Genomic DNA, 15,255 nt, shown 5'->3' on the forward strand with positions numbered 1-15,255 from the left:
TAATTACCTTAAAACAGCTCCTTTATCTGCAGAACTTGCCATCTTTCTGTACCTTGAAAGCCAGCCTTTAACCTTTTTATCGGGCATTACTACATTTTCAAGTCTCTTTTTAAGTTCTTCGTCTTCAACTTCGGTTTCGAGAATTCCGTTATTCATATCTATTTTTATAATGTCTCCATCTTTTAGGGCAGCTATTGGCCCTTTTTCCATAGCTTCAGGAGATATATGTCCGATACAAGGCCCTCTTGTCCCGCCGGAGAATCTTCCATCGGTTATAAGCGCAACTGTTTTTAGCCCCATGCCGGATATGGCAGAAGTTGGGTTCAGCATTTCACGCATTCCAGGGCCGCCCTTTGGTCCTTCGTATCTTATTACAACTACGTCCCCTTCTTTGATTTCATGGTTAAAAATTGCATTAACACACTCGTCTTCACCGTCAAAGACTTTTGCTGGGCCGGTGTGTACTTTCATATCTTCATTTACACCTGCTACTTTAACTACAGATCCCCTTGGAGCTAAGTTGCCTTTTAATATTGCAAGTCCTCCCGCTTTACTGTAAGGATTACTTAATGGCCTTATAACTTCATCATCTGCAACTTCTGCATCTTTAATATTTTCGCCAAGGGTTTTTCCAGTACATGTTAGAGTATCCTGGTTTATTTTGTCTTCAATTACCTTTAAAACCGCAGGTATTCCTCCAGCATTATCTAAATCCAACAGGCTGTGAACTCCTGATGGGCGCAGTTTGGTTATGTGTGGAATTTTTTTACTAAATTCATCAAATGAATCAATGGTTATGTTAACTCCTTTATCTTCAAGTTCGCTTGCTATTGCAGGAATGTGCAAAGTAGTATTTGATGATCCTCCAAGTGCAAGATCAGCTGCTATAGCATTTTCAAATGCTTCCTGAGTCATTATTTTAGATGGAGTTATATTTTTATCCAGCAGTTCTATTATTTTGGCTCCAGATTGGCGTGCTATTTGTCTTTTTTTAGCGTCAACAGCATGGGCTGTTGCGCAGTATGGTAAACTCATTCCTAATACTTCTGTTATGCATGCCATTGTGTTTGCAGTGAAAAGACCGGCACATGAACCTGCTCCAGGGCATGCACATCTTTCAAGCTCGTCAAGTTCTTCTTCTGTCATTTTGCCTGATGATACTGCTCCAACACCTTCAGAAACAGATATGAAATCTACTGGTTTACCTTTAAACTCACCAGGTTTCATAGGTCCTCCTGTAACGACAATTGAAGGTATATCCAGCCTTGCTGCAGCCATTAACATTCCAGGAACTACTTTATCGCATGTTGGGATTAATACAAGCGCATCCATCTGGTGGGCCTGTGCCATACTTTCTACTGTATCTGCTATTATCTCCCTTGAAGCAAGGGAATATTTCATTCCTTCATGACCCATTGATATGCCGTCGCAAATGGCCATTGTATTAAATTCGAAAGGTACTCCACCTGCTTCGCTTATCCCCTGTTTAACTGCATCCGTTACTTCATTAAGGTGAATGTGTCCAGGTACTATGCTGGTAAAACTATTTGCAACACCTATAAATGGCTTGTTCATTTCTTCATCTGTTACTCCGCATGCTCTAAGTAAAGATCTATGGGGAGCTTTTTGTAATCCTTTTTTAATAGCATCGCTTCTCATTGAATCACCCTAAAACTTCTATTTAAGATATATTTTACAAATAATACTGACTTAATCCTATTTAAACGGTTATTTTTGATTAATAGAATTAGTGTATTAATATCTTTAGATATAATCATATTAATTTCTTTTTATGTATTATAAATGTACTGTATTCTATTTTTATGGATATAAAATGATCCTATGTCAAATTTCTAGTTATCATTTGCAATTTGATTTGATGTTTAAATGCACATGGCAGTATATTCTAGTTTATATGTATTTTATAAGTACAAGTTCTGGTGGGATTCAGCAGGTTAGACAGGTTATAATGTCGCGTTTGATTTGAAGTTCATTACTTATAGATCAAAAAACAGAGTATTAGTATGCATATAGATATCGTCTTAAAATTTTTAATTGCTTTAGCAATTGGGGCGTTAATTGGGATTGAAAGGGAACGAAAACAGGTAAATAAAAATGAATTTGCAGGTATCAGGACATTTATCTTAATTGCACTCATGGGAATACTTTCAGTGTATATAAATGAATTTTATCCTAATTTTTTAGCTATATCTTTTTTAGGTTTAATCGTGCTTGTAGGATTAAGTTACATGGTAAGCACGCGGGAAACTGGAGACATTGGTATTACAACTGAGGTTGTAGCTCTCCTTACTTTTATTTTGGGGGCATTGTGCTATACAGATGATGGAATAAGGATAGCTCCAATATTTGCAATTATAATAACGGGTTTGCTTGCGGCAAAATCATATATACATAAATTTGTAAGGAAAATAAGTGAAAAAGAGTTAATAAATACCCTGAAATTTCTTATAATTGCATTTGTGATTCTCCCATTACTTCCTGATCAGACGATGGGGCCTTTAGATGTATTCAATCCTTATCAAATCTGGCTTGTAGTTGTTTTTATTTCAGCAATAAGTTATGCAGGATACATAATGATGAAATTAGTTGGGGCAGAAAGGGGATTAGGATTAACAGGAATCGTTGGAGGACTGGTATCAAGTACTGCAGTTGCAACGGCAATGGCATCAAGGGTTAAAGAAAACGAATTTATCATAAGGGCAGCAGTATTTGCAACGGTTGTAGCTAGTTCTATGATGTTTTTAAGGATTCTTTTTGAAGTACTGGTTATAAATCCTGATCTTGTATCGCTTCTTATGGTTCCAATGTTGAGCATGGGAATTTTAGGGATTGTGCTCGGAGTACTGGCATGGAAGGCCACAAAGGTTAAGGAAGTGGGGGAAGAAATCAAATTTAAAAACCCCTTTTCCCTTAGACCTGCACTCCTATTTGGAGTTCTATTTTTAATCATTCTTTTCATGTCGAAAATTGCAGATATCTATTTTGGAAGCAGCGGCCTTTATGTGGCAAGTATTATATCTGGCGTCGCTGATGTTGACGCTATAACCATAAGTATGGCGCTTCTTGCAAAGAATACCATCTCACAGGATGTAGCAGTAACGGCCATAACCATTGCAGCTATTTCTAACACTGTAATGAAATTTGGAATAGCTTTATTTATTGGTACAAGGCGCTTTGGACAAATAATAGGCGTAATTTTTGCTGCAATCATTACAACTGGACTTATTGCAGTCTTCTTTATTTAAATAGATATTTTCCTTTTAAGTAGCACGATTGTTTAATTTTTATAATCAAAAATATTCACTAAAGTGATCCAATAAAAATTTAAATACTCTAAACCTAAAGTTTAATGACAAATATAAAATTCATTTAATTGAAATAAATAGTATCAAGCAAAATTATTGATTTTAAAGTTTAGAATCATTTTATAAATTATTTCAGTTTACAGGTGAGAAAATGAGGATACTTTTGATTCACTCTGATTACTTAAGATATAAAACAAAGTCCAAAACAAAGATAGCGGAAAAAATAGATGATGAAAAGAAAGGCGGCGAATTTGACAACGCTTTAGTGGTTTTTACTGCAGTTGAAAGGGAAGATGAAAAAGATGCAGATGCAATAATTGAAAGTGCTGTATCTGAAATAATGAACGTTTCAAGCCAGGTAAAACCTGATAATGTGATTGTATACCCTTATGCCCATTTAAGTTCATCTTTGAGCTCTCCAGATGCTGCAAAGAATATTTTAAAGGGTATGGAGTCTAAATTAAATGAAGAAGGGGTTTCAGCCTCTAGGATTCCATTCGGCTGGTACAAATCATTTGAAATCTCATGTAAAGGACACCCATTATCTGAACTTTCAAGAACCATAACTGTAAAACCTAAAGAAGAAGAAAAAGCGGAGGAAGAGCCTTCAAAATGGTACATTTTAAATAAAGGAGAACTTTCAGACCCTGAAGGGTATGAATATGAAAACGAGGATCTCAGAAAATTGATGATGTACGAACTGGGTAAAATGGAGTCTTCTGGTGAAGAACCACCTCACGTTAAATTAATGCGTGAGAAGGGGCTTTCAGACTATGAACCATCTGCGGATGTCGGTCATTTACGCTGGTATCCTAAAGGAAGATTAATCCGTGACCTTCTTTCAGATTACGTTTACAATCTTGTAACTGAATATGGGGCTATGCCTGTTGAAACTCCAATAATGTACGACCTTGCAGACGAAGCAATACGCACACACGCAGATAAATTTGGAGAAAGGCAGTACAGGATGGGTACTAAAAAAGAGCTCATGTTAAGATTCGCGTGCTGCTTCGGAGCATTTAGAATACTTTCAGACTCATTTTTAACCTGGAAAAATCTTCCAGTCGGGCTTTACGAGCTTTCAACATACAGTTTTAGATTAGAGAAAAGAGGGGAAGTTGTAGGTCTTAAGAGACTTAGAGGGTTTACCATGCCTGATTTCCACTCTGTATGCAGGGATATACCTCAGTCTATGGAAGAATTTGAAAGGCAAATTGATATGTGCATGCAGACTGGGGATGACCTTAATGTAAACTATGAAGTTATTTTCAGGGCAACACAGGACTTTTTCGATGAAAATAAGGAATGGATGTATAAAGCGGCAGAAAAGGTTGGAAAACCAATGCTTCTTGAAATTTTACCAAGACGTAAACATTACTGGATATCCAAAATGGACTTTGCAGCTATTGACTACCTTGGAAGACCTATAGAAAACCCTACAATACAGATAGATGTTGAAAGTGCTGAAAGATTTGATATAAACTACATCAATGAAAAAGAAGAGGAAGAATATCCTATAATCATCCACTGCAGCCCAACAGGAAGTATAGAACGTGTTATAGGCAGCTTACTTGAAAAAACTGCCATTGAACTTAGAGAAAACCCTAAAAAAATGCCGATGCTGCCTGTATGGCTTTCACCAATTCAGGTGAGGGTGATCCCAATTGCTGAAAGGCATTTCGATTTCGCCCTTTCACTTGCCGAATACTTGAAAGACAGCAATATAAGGGTTGATGTTGATGAAAGGTCTGAAACAGTAGGTAAAAAGATAAGAAATGCTGGAAAAGAATGGGTTCCATATACTATCGTAATTGGGGATAATGAACTTGAAAAAGACCAGTTTACTGTAAATATCCGTGAAACCAATGAAAAAGTATCGATGGATAAGGATGAGTTAATTGCGAGAATCCACGATGAAATTAAGGGAATGCCGTTTAGAAAGCTGCCATTACCTTTAAAGCTTTCAAAGAGAGTTAATTTTTAATTAACTCTATTAATTATTCTTCTTTTTCTATTCTTTCAATGGTTATCTGTGTTTGGGAACCAATTATGCCATCAGTAACAATTTTTTTAGCACTCTGAAACTGTATGACTGCATCACGGGTTTTTTCTCCAAAAATACCATCTTCTTCTCCAGCTTTATAACCATGAGCATTTAACCAGTGCTGTATATCTTTTACCTGTCTTCCGGTGTCTCCTTCTTTTAATATATGTTTCATATTTAACACTCCTTAAAATCTGATCTTTATGTGTTATTTTATAATTGAAAATTAATAAAATTATACTCTTTTTTAATAAATAATCTCGTGAGGATAATTATTTCTAAGCATTATAATTTTTTATTATGATAATTTTTGAAGGATAGGTGTTTAAAAGCGGCTATTTTCAAGTTAATTAGCGTATATGGAAATAGTTATGTTCTATTAACTTTTGGAGTATCACTAAATTTACCATAAGTCCATAATGTATTCTATTTTTTAAGTAAATCCTGATTAATTTCGTTATATCTTCATTCATTTAGAAAGCTTTAAAAATTATAAGTTATAACTTAAAATTTAGAAGTACAAAGGAGAAAATTTTATGGGCGAAACAATTGCAATACTTAATCAAAAAGGCGGTTGTGGTAAAACAACCACTGCAGTTAATTTATCAACAGCTTTAGCACTTAATAATAAAAGAGTTTTATTAATAGATATTGATCCGCAGGGTAATGCCACAACAAGCTTTGGAATACCTAAAAGTGAGATTGAAAAAACTATCTACACCACATTAACCGGAAAAAACCCCGTAGAAGAAGCAATCATCCCAACAGGAATCGACAGACTGGATCTTGTTGCAAGTAATATAGCACTAAGCGGTGCAGAAATTGAATTAAGCGGTGAAATAGGGTTTCATTCAATATTAAATGAACGCTTAGAAAATATTAAAGACTCTTATGACTATATCTTGATTGATGTTCCTCCATCCCTAGGGGTACTTACCATAAATTCGTTGGTGGCATCTGACAGTGTAATAATCCCAATTCAGGCAGAATTTTACGCACTTGAAGGAATGGCAGACCTTATGGAGGCTATGAAACTTGTAGGAAACCGTTTAAACAGCCCATGTAATATAAAAGGTATTTTACTTACTTTATATGATTCCAGAACAAGGCTTGGAAGAGATGTGTATGAAAACGTTAAAGAATACTTTGGAGAGAAAGAATACATCTTTGAAATCAGTATTCCTCGAAATGTTAAACTGGCAGAAGCCCCAAGCCATGGAAAACCCGGTGTTCTTTACGATGAAGAATGTAAGGGTTCAGAGGCATATATGGAACTTGCAGAAGAAATAATTGCTATGGAGGCTGCAAAATGACTAAATCTGATAAAAAACAGGGCGGAGCACTTGGACGAGGGTTAGATGCATTGATCAGTAAAGAGTATGTTAAGGATTCTGAAACTGAAACTGTTAAAGAAGAAATCGTCGCAAAAGAACCAGTGGAAAGTATAGAAGAGTCTGCTGAAGTAAATGTGATCCACCAGAAAATAATAGATGCAATTTTAGAAGATGTTCAGAAGAATCCTCGAGTTTCATTTTGGTCTGCTAGAACTGCCGCAGTGTTGAGGTTTTTAAGGAAAACAGAACCTGAGTTCAGCATCAGCAGTGAAGCATCACTTTTAATGGAAGAAGCGGTAAAGGAAAAATATCCTGAAATCTGGGAAATGTTTGAAGAGCACCTCTAAACCATGAAAATCAATGATTTTTTCTATTTTTATTAAATTTTTAACACCCCAAGTTGAAGAGTTTGGGGTGCTAGATTAGATCGATCCTGTACAAATCATATAATTTTATGGCAAGATTTGAAGATCATTTTCTACTATACTGGTTATCACTTATAAGTGATTAGGTATAAGTTGTAAGATTTAACTTATAACTTCAAAGTTATAACTTATACTCAAACTGAAATTAAGGGTGGGGATGTGGTAACGAAAAATTAACGCTCATGTGCCGGGTTTATACTTCATATTATACTGGTTAATTTAAGTTGAACTTGTTTTAAAAAATTCTATTTTACATAGATAATTCAAATAGTAATATTTGCACAATACTCCGAGCGAAAATTAAAATCCTAATGTCGCCTGATAAGATTTATTTAGTTTTATAAAAGGTTCAGCACGTTTTACAGCCACGCCCAGCTCTTGAAGCTCTTCTAGTTTTTCAAAACGTTTGCCCCGTTTTCTTAAAGTTATAATTCTTTTTGCAGATATTTTACCTATCCCTGGAACTCGTATAAGTTCATCATATGATGCTTCATTGATTTCAGTTGGGAATAAGTCCATGTTATTCAGGGCAAAGGAATATTTGGGGTCTATTTGCGTATCTATGTTTCCATTTTCATCGAATACCAGTTCATCTAAGTCGAACCCATATGAGTTTAATAAAAAATCAGCCTGGTAAAGCCTTGAAGTCCTTTTTGGATGAGGTATATCGTGTTTTTCAAGTGGAGTATCTTCAAGTGGGCTAAAAGCACTGAAATAACTTCTTTTAAGTTCTAATTTGTCGTACAAATTTTTGGTCATGCCTAAAATTTCTTCATCATTTTCGTCTGTAGCCCCAATGATAAACTGTGTGGTCTGCCCTGACGGTGCCATAGCAGGGTCCCTTTTTGCTAATTTGCTGATCCATTTCATCCGCCTTAAAATATCTATGTTGTAATTTTTGGTGCTTGTAAGTTCTTCAAATCCATCAGGAGTTGCAGCTTCCATATTTATGCTTACCCTGTCTGCCAGGTGCATGGCACTTTTAATTAAATCATAAGATGTCCCTGGAAGGATTTTAAGGTGTATATATCCGTCATACCCGTAATCTCTAAGTATCCTTGCAACTTCAACTTCCTTTTCCATGGAAGTGTTTATGTCTCCAGAAATTCCAGAGCTTAAGAATAAGCCTTCCACGTATCTTCTGTTGAAGTAATTTAAAAACAGGTTTGAAAGTTCCTGGGGTGTATATTCAAAACGTTCGCATTTCCTGCCGCTGCGGTTCACGCAGTATTTACAGTCATTTGAACATTTATTAGTCATTAGTACTTTAAATAAAGGTATGCAGCGCCCATCAGGTGCAGTACTGTTGTATACCCCCAGCATTTTGCCTGATGCATAAGTTTCGAAATTGGGGTCTGCATAATTACACAGATCGTACTTTGCTGATTCTCCAAGAACTTTGAGTTTTTGCAGTGAATTCATTATATTTTATTATATCAAAAATAGTATTATAATTTGTTCTAGAGCAATGGACAAGTATTCGTTTGGTATCACTATTTCTATAATAATCTAAATTTTAATTTAAAATGTATTTTAAAATCATTTTTATCATAATATTTTAAGTATATAGCTTTTATTTTCAAATTATATAAAAAAAACCATATAATTTAGTTACATAAAATTTATTACGTATCCTATTGCATTAAATATTATTTTAATAATTTAAATAACAAAATAAGATATTTATACGCGTTTAAATGAAATTTTAAATATTTTTATTGAATTTATAGTTATAAAACTCAACTTAAATTATTTAAAAAATTAATCTTGTAAAAACTTAGTTTTATTTTCTGAATGTATGAAAGCACTTGTCAATTATTTTTTTAAAAGGTTAAAATTAGTTATTAGTATATAAATTACTTTTTTTGGAAGATAGTGCTGAAAAATGAGTGACGTAGTCTAAATTAGATTGGTTGTACTGCTGAACATTCTTTTAGAAGAAAATATCTTCAAGAGGAAAACATCTAATACTTAAGTTTTTATAAAATAGGCTCCTTTGGAAGCTATTATACTAAAAATAAGAACCTCTAACATGAATTTCTATTTCTAAAATATAATTCCTTTTAATTCAGTTTTAAATTAAAAAATAGGCTGTAAATGGGCCTTTTTTTGGATTTTAAACCACAATATTTAAATGTAATAATAAATACAATATCTGTATTACAAAGTGACTGTTTATAAAATGTGCGTGGAGGAGATATGTATTACGCCGAAACAATGGTTTTTACCGATAGTGGTAATTGGTGTTGCCATAGTCGGGTTGTTTTCTGGAGTTTTAAATGATCAAAGCGCAAACTATTCAACTGAATCCAAAGTTGTGCAGTCCCCATCTCAACCAGATAATGGCCAGGTAGCTTCTGAGCCAAAAGCCAAAGCTAAAGTTAGAAAAGATGTACTGGTAGTAACTGCCAGGTGTTCATGCAGCTGTTATCGTGATTATAAATTACACGACCCCTCATGGATAAATTACTGTCCGGTATGTCATCGACACGGTACCCTTATATTTGAAAAAACAAGCGACTGCCCAGAAGGAATGATACGTTGTACCTGTTGTGACGCTGATTTCTGTGCAGTACATGGTAAAGAACATGTTTACAGGCATCCTACATATTTGGTGCCCGCTTAATCACATGGTTAAGTGTGAAACTTCATTTTTTTAATTTTAAACTATTTATTATTATTTTATGGCTATTTTTCCAAATGTATAAATAATAAAACATCACCATCTTGAGATGGTGATTGAAGATGTTAACCTACATAATTATAGGAATAATTATACTTATTGTGGTTATTTTTGCGATTTGGATAGTTGCTATGTACAATAACCTTGTTGGATTGCGTAACAGGGTTAAAAATGCATGGTCCCAAATAGATGTTCAGCTAAACAGAAGGGCTGACCTGATACCTAATCTGGTAGAAACAGTTAAAGGATACGCTAAACACGAAAAAGGTGTATTTGAAGAGGTTACTAAGGCAAGATCTGGCCTTATGAATGCTCAAACAGTTCAAGAAAGCGCAGAAGCAAATAACATGTTAACTGGTGCTTTGAAAAGCCTTTTTGCGGTAGCAGAAAATTATCCGGATTTAAAAGCAAATCAAAATTTCAGGGACTTACAAAGTCAGCTGGCAGAAACTGAAGATAAAATAGCCTATTCTAGGCAGTTTTACAACGATACTGTGCTCATGTACAACAACAAGATCCAGATGTTTCCAAGCAACTTAATAGCACGCCAGTTTAACTTCACCGAGTCAGAATTCTTTGAAGTGGAAGAATCAGCTCGTTCAGTTCCAAAAGTGGAATTTTAATGTTGAAGGAAACTAAAGCTACGAAAAACGAAGTTTTTCGTGCATTCGAAATTCCACGAATTTCGAAAGTTTCCTTAATTACAAAAATAAAATTTTTGGAGTGATTTAATGGATAAAAAACATTTTATCTCCTTTACTTTACTATTTTTACTTACAGTCTCAGTATTTTCAACTGCAGCATTTGCAAAGGATTATTCTATACCCTCTATGGATATGGATCTCTTTCCACAGAGCGACGGGACGCTGCATGTTAAAGAAGTCATTCATTACTCGTTTACAGGGACTTACAACGGGATATATAGGGATATACCGATAAGCGGTAACCAGCAGCTGAAAAATATAAAAGTATCAGCACAAGGAGCTTATGTGGAACCTACAGTAAGTTATTCGGGAGGAATGGAACGGATAAAGATATATTTATACTCAAACTCTCAAAAAACAACTCCAATAACTGATAAAGATGTTACAGTTACCATTGAATATGACTTTTTACATGGAATTAAGTTCTACAATGATATGGCTGAACTCCAGTATAAATTAGTGGGTACTCAGTGGGACAAAGATATTGGGGCAGTTAACGCAAATATACACCTTAAATCAAGTAATGGTGTACAATACTGGTTAAATCCTCCTTATTTGGCTGAAAATTCCAGCTGGAGCGGAAACACTTTAAATGTAGTGGGTAAAACTGTTCCTTCAGGAGATTTCTTTGAACTCAGGATGGTCATACCTAAAAGTCAATTTGCAGCAAACCCCACAAATGGAGTTATAATAAACCAGGACGGCTTGAGTCAAATTGAAAAGATTCAAAATGATTATCAAAACGAATTAAACTTTAAATCAACTCTTTATGCAGTACTGGCAGTTATATTCTTACTCGCATGTTTCATACCTCTGCTTATTTACTTCCGCTATGGAAGGGAGCCAAAAATCAACTACCAGGCAGAATATGAACGGGATGTGCCAACTGATGATTTACCTGCTGTAGTAAATGCTATATCTGGTAAAGGGTTAGGCAAAAAAGTAGGCGAACCTGACATGGATGGGTTTAGAGCTACTATAATGGACCTTATAGACCGTAAATACCTTTTAATTGAGGATGTTCCAAAAACACTTGATAAGGATAAGGATAAATCTATTTCAATTAGAGTCAACGAAAACAAAAATCTGGACGAACTCACAAACTTTGAATATGATGTCATCACCATCCTGAAAAAGTTTGAAGATGACGGTGTCATTAATTTAGATAACCTTAAAAATGATTTAAAGGATCGAGAAATGGCACAGTCATTCAAAGAATCATACGGTATATGGGAAAGTGATTTAAAAAGCGAATTTTTAAACGATGGAATCATGGACCAGATATTCCTGAAGAAAGGAGACACATACCTCAAGATTTTTGGAGTAATTGGTTTAGTTGCTGCAGCAGCTACATTCTTTTTCACAATATCTGACCCTCTGCCAGCATCGGGATATGCATTATTCGCGTCATTTGTTCTGGGCATTGTGGCCATTATATCGCTCATCATGCCTCAAAAAGTTGCAGGGCAGTGGACCACCCATGGTGAAGAGTTCGATGCTAAATGGCATAATTTCAAGAAATATATCCAGGACTTCAGCCTCATAAAGGAATACCCGCCTGAATCTGTTAAGGTATGGAACAAGTATCTGGTATATGCAACCGCGCTTGGGGTGGCAGATCAAGTCAGGAAGACCATGGAAATGAGCCTTCCAAATGACCAGCTGGCCCAGAGCGATATATTCCTGTTCCACTACTATGGGGGATACTGGCTACTTTCATCGAGTTTAGATACTGGTATGAACACTGCAGCAGCTGCAAGCTCCGGTGGGAACGACTTTGGTGGAGTCGGCGGTGTCGGCGGTGGATTTGGAGGAGGTGGAGGAGGAGCATTTTAAGCTCTTCTTTCATTTTATCGAATTTTTAAACCTATTTTATATCTTTTTTTAGCGGGTAAATTTGAATTTGATCAATTCATAACTTCACTACTTTTTCAAACTAAATTTTTAAATAACACATCACCTTATTACATTATATGAGAATAGTCTTAGCAGGAACAGGAAGTGCAGTAGGGAAAACAACCATTTCAACAGGCATAATGAAGGCATTGTCTGAAGAATACAGAGTCCAGCCGTTTAAAGCGGGTCCGGACTACATAGATACATCTTATCACACACTTGCAACTGGAAATAATTCACGGAATCTCGATTCATTTTTCATGTCCGACGGGCAAATACGTACCTCATTTGAGCGGGGTTTAGATACATCAAGGGCCGATTTTGGTATAATTGAAGGTGTAAGGGGACTTTATGAAGGAATAAGCCCTATTGACGATGTCGGGAGTACTGCATCCATTGCAAAAGCGCTTGATGCGCCGGTTATACTTATTTTAAACTCTCGAAGTCTTGTAAAAAGTGCAGCTGCAGTTGTAATTGGGTTTAAAACACTTGATCCGACCATTAAAATTGAAGGGGTAATTTTAAACCAGGTAAAAAATAAAAATCACTACCTTAAAACCAAAGAAGCGGTTGAAACACTGGCGGGTGTAGATGTAATTGGCGGAATACAAAGGAATGACGATATTAAAGTTGAACAGAGACATCTTGGGCTTGTACCTGCAGTAGAACGTGAAAATTTATTGAGTTATATTGATAAATGGGGGGAAATTATCAAGGAAAATATAGATATGGATGCCCTCATTTCTACAATGAAAAATGCTGAAAAGCTGCCTGAAGGAAGGGAGAACACATGGCAGGAAGGAAACAGGAAAAAGGTTAAAATTGGAGTTGCCATGGATGAAGTGTTCAACTTCTATTACACTGAAAACATAGAATCTCTGGAAGCTAACAATGCAAAAGTAGTTCCATTTAGCCCATTTAAAGATGAAGAACTTCCTGATGTGGATGGAATTTACATCGGCGGCGGATACCCTGAAATTTTTGCAAGGGAACTTGAGCAGAACAAATCTATGAGAAGGTCTGTCCTTAAATTCCATAAGGATGGGAATCCCATTTATGCTGAATGCGGGGGGCTTATGTACCTTACAAACTCTATAAACGGCAAAAAAATGTGTGAAATTTTCAATTATGATTCTGTAATGACTAAAAAAGTTCAGGGTTTAAGTTATGTGATTTCTGAAGCTAAAAAAGATAATATAATTACAAAAAAAGGCGACATCTTCAGGGGGCATGAGTTCCACTACTCAAAAGTCATGGTAAACGGTAAACCTGACTATGCATTTAAAATACTCAGGGGAAAAGGCATAGAAAATTCACTGGACGGGCTCATGAGTAAAAACACAGTTGCAAGCTATGTACATACACATGTTGCAGCGTGCCCTCAGTTCGCCTCTAACTTTACCAGAAGTGCTGGAGATAACTAAGGTTCGCGAAACTTTTTATAGAATGCAGATAAAGAAACTGTATAATTTAATAAAAATTATCATTTAATTAAACTTAAAAAATTAGCATGGAAAAATTATGAAAGTTAAAAACGTCGATATATTTTCACCATATATCATGGTAGCGGTAATAATTTTATATGTATCACTTGCACTCGTTGCATATCAGTATCACTTAAGAGGTTTAGATTTTGTATCGGGTGAAACGCTGTTTGCAGTATTTTTTGGAACGTTGTTTTTTATTATAGGTGCTCTTACCCCTAAAATTATTGGTAAATTCAATTTAATACCTAAATTGGATATGAATAGTATTTCAAAGGATAAACTTAAGAGTAAACTGCAGAGTTCTAAGCTTAATTATCTTTTATCTGAAAAAGTTGTACTTGCAGTTGTTTTAGTTGCATTATTCCTGGAACTTCTAAATACTTATTTATTAGGAGGTATTCCTCTTTTTAGTGGTTATTTAAAGGCGAAAGCAACTACAGATCTATGGAGAGTTTCATATCTCCTGTTTTTACCTGCAATAAATATATTAATTGCAAAATATCCTAAGAAATGGTATTATTTATTGGCTTTAATAGGATTAGTGCTGTTTGTGGCTACGGGTTACAGGACCACCACAATGGTTATATTAATCAGCCTGTTTATAACTCTTTATTATGTAAAAGGGCTGAAATTTAAACATTTTTTAATATTTGTAGCGATTGCAGCAGTTATCGGGATTGCAGTGGGATATATAGCAGTCAAATCTATTGAATGGCAGCAGTGGACCCTAAATCCTATTCAATTAGTTTTTTATAGGGCAGGATTTACCATGATGGTCTTTGATAAAATCGTTCACATGGCAGGAGCTACACATGGGGCACTGTTTTATAACACATTCACACCAGGCCATCCAAGATATATAGTGGGAGATGTAGTTCTTGGATATCACAAAATGATCACTCCAACTATATTTGGTGCTGCAATGCTTGATTTCGGCTATATTGCCCTTGCCATACAGATGTTTGTGTTAGGATTGGTTTTAAGATTAGTACATTCAGCTCAAAAATTAATGAACGGAACATTTACAGCAATTTATGCTACAATTCTGGCTTCTACTCTGATCTGGACGGAAACAGGACCTACTGATTTCCACGGATGGTTCTTTTACGCACTTGCAAGTATAGCCCTTGTGGTGCTCGCTAAAACTGTATGGGAAATTTCAAAAAAGGGTTCAAAACCTGAAAATATTTAATTATTTTTTTTTATTTCATTAAATTAGTACTATACAAATCTTGTTCTATTTATGCTGTATTACTGCCCACTTAAAGCAAAATTAGAAGGGTAATACTACGTTAAAATAGTTAATATTATATATGATGGAGTTTATTAATTAAAGTAGGGAAAATTATAGGATCG

Annotated in this window: 12 protein-coding genes; 9 read left to right on the forward strand and 3 right to left on the reverse strand. The window is 35.2% G+C overall.

Annotation, left to right across the window (positions count from 1 at the left end; all coding sequences use genetic code 11):
• Positions 1-3 precede the first annotated feature (3 nt).
• A complete protein-coding gene (gene ilvD, locus ASJ80_RS05980) occupies positions 4-1,659 on the reverse strand; it encodes a dihydroxy-acid dehydratase (protein ID WP_069582227.1) in 1,656 nt (551 codons plus the stop codon).
• Between the two features lie 365 nt (positions 1,660-2,024).
• Between ilvD and ASJ80_RS05985 the strand changes: the two genes are divergently transcribed.
• Positions 2,025-3,266 carry an MgtC/SapB family protein gene (locus ASJ80_RS05985; protein WP_069582236.1) on the forward strand — a complete coding sequence of 414 codons (1,242 nt, stop codon included), beginning with the start codon at positions 2,025-2,027 and terminating at the stop codon, positions 3,264-3,266.
• A 211-nt stretch (positions 3,267-3,477) separates the two neighbouring features.
• Entirely contained in the window at positions 3,478-5,310 is a 1,833-nt protein-coding gene (locus ASJ80_RS05990) for a threonine--tRNA ligase (protein ID WP_069582239.1), read from the forward strand.
• A gap of 13 nt (positions 5,311-5,323) precedes the next feature.
• Here the strand turns inward: ASJ80_RS05990 and ASJ80_RS05995 are convergent, their stop codons facing one another.
• Positions 5,324-5,545: a peptidoglycan-binding domain-containing protein gene (locus tag ASJ80_RS05995; RefSeq protein ID WP_069582243.1), complete on the reverse strand. Its 222-nt coding sequence runs from the start codon at positions 5,543-5,545 to the stop codon at positions 5,324-5,326.
• A gap of 361 nt (positions 5,546-5,906) precedes the next feature.
• Between ASJ80_RS05995 and ASJ80_RS06000 the strand changes: the two genes are divergently transcribed.
• Both ASJ80_RS06000 and ASJ80_RS06005 read left to right on the forward strand, forming a co-directional pair.
• Positions 5,907-6,683 (forward strand): ParA family protein, encoded by a 777-nt coding sequence (locus ASJ80_RS06000; protein ID WP_069582246.1) that lies wholly within the window; start codon positions 5,907-5,909, stop codon positions 6,681-6,683.
• Entirely contained in the window at positions 6,680-7,051 is a 372-nt protein-coding gene (locus ASJ80_RS06005) for a hypothetical protein (RefSeq protein WP_069582249.1), read from the forward strand. The genes ASJ80_RS06000 and ASJ80_RS06005 overlap by 4 nt, the downstream gene beginning before the upstream one ends.
• Positions 7,052-7,429: 378 nt before the next feature.
• Here the strand turns inward: ASJ80_RS06005 and ASJ80_RS06010 are convergent, their stop codons facing one another.
• On the reverse strand, positions 7,430-8,551 hold the full coding sequence (locus tag ASJ80_RS06010; RefSeq protein WP_069582253.1) for a putative DNA modification/repair radical SAM protein: 1,122 nt from the start codon (positions 8,549-8,551) through the stop codon (positions 7,430-7,432).
• A 766-nt stretch (positions 8,552-9,317) separates the two neighbouring features.
• On the opposite strand from ASJ80_RS06010, the gene ASJ80_RS06015 reads away from it, so the two are divergent.
• From ASJ80_RS06015 to ASJ80_RS06035, 5 genes are all read left to right on the forward strand, one after another.
• Positions 9,318-9,755 carry a hypothetical protein gene (locus ASJ80_RS06015; protein WP_176720168.1) on the forward strand — a complete coding sequence of 146 codons (438 nt, stop codon included), beginning with the start codon at positions 9,318-9,320 and terminating at the stop codon, positions 9,753-9,755.
• A gap of 119 nt (positions 9,756-9,874) precedes the next feature.
• Positions 9,875-10,435 carry a LemA family protein gene (locus tag ASJ80_RS06020; protein ID WP_069582261.1) on the forward strand — a complete coding sequence of 187 codons (561 nt, stop codon included), beginning with the start codon at positions 9,875-9,877 and terminating at the stop codon, positions 10,433-10,435.
• A 108-nt stretch (positions 10,436-10,543) separates the two neighbouring features.
• Positions 10,544-12,352 carry a DUF2207 domain-containing protein gene (locus tag ASJ80_RS06025; RefSeq protein ID WP_069582264.1) on the forward strand — a complete coding sequence of 603 codons (1,809 nt, stop codon included), beginning with the start codon at positions 10,544-10,546 and terminating at the stop codon, positions 12,350-12,352.
• 137 nt (positions 12,353-12,489) lie between these two features.
• On the forward strand, positions 12,490-13,836 hold the full coding sequence (gene cfbB / locus ASJ80_RS06030; RefSeq protein ID WP_069582265.1) for a Ni-sirohydrochlorin a,c-diamide synthase: 1,347 nt from the start codon (positions 12,490-12,492) through the stop codon (positions 13,834-13,836).
• 97 nt (positions 13,837-13,933) lie between these two features.
• Positions 13,934-15,091: an oligosaccharide repeat unit polymerase family protein gene (locus ASJ80_RS06035; protein WP_069582268.1), complete on the forward strand. Its 1,158-nt coding sequence runs from the start codon at positions 13,934-13,936 to the stop codon at positions 15,089-15,091.
• The last annotated feature ends 164 nt before the right edge of the window (positions 15,092-15,255 follow it).

Origin of the sequence: Methanobacterium bryantii (genome assembly GCF_002287175.1) — an archaeon.
GTDB classification, from domain to species: Archaea; Methanobacteriota; Methanobacteria; order Methanobacteriales; family Methanobacteriaceae; genus Methanobacterium_D; species Methanobacterium_D bryantii.

Coding starts and splice junctions, on each gene's coding strand:
- ASJ80_RS05990 (WP_069582239.1), top strand. CDS start 3,478: ATGAGGATACTTTTGATTCACTCTGATTACTTAAGATATAAAACAAAG.
- ASJ80_RS06000 (WP_069582246.1), top strand. CDS start 5,907: ATGGGCGAAACAATTGCAATACTTAATCAAAAAGGCGGTTGTGGTAAA.
- ASJ80_RS05995 (WP_069582243.1), bottom strand. CDS start 5,545: ATGAAACATATATTAAAAGAAGGAGACACCGGAAGACAGGTAAAAGAT.
- ASJ80_RS06025 (WP_069582264.1), top strand. CDS start 10,544: ATGGATAAAAAACATTTTATCTCCTTTACTTTACTATTTTTACTTACA.
- ASJ80_RS06035 (WP_069582268.1), top strand. CDS start 13,934: ATGAAAGTTAAAAACGTCGATATATTTTCACCATATATCATGGTAGCG.
- ilvD (WP_069582227.1), bottom strand. CDS start 1,659: ATGAGAAGCGATGCTATTAAAAAAGGATTACAAAAAGCTCCCCATAGA.
- ASJ80_RS06010 (WP_069582253.1), bottom strand. CDS start 8,551: ATGAATTCACTGCAAAAACTCAAAGTTCTTGGAGAATCAGCAAAGTAC.
- cfbB (WP_069582265.1), top strand. CDS start 12,490: ATGAGAATAGTCTTAGCAGGAACAGGAAGTGCAGTAGGGAAAACAACC.
- ASJ80_RS06005 (WP_069582249.1), top strand. CDS start 6,680: ATGACTAAATCTGATAAAAAACAGGGCGGAGCACTTGGACGAGGGTTA.
- ASJ80_RS05985 (WP_069582236.1), top strand. CDS start 2,025: ATGCATATAGATATCGTCTTAAAATTTTTAATTGCTTTAGCAATTGGG.
- ASJ80_RS06020 (WP_069582261.1), top strand. CDS start 9,875: ATGTTAACCTACATAATTATAGGAATAATTATACTTATTGTGGTTATT.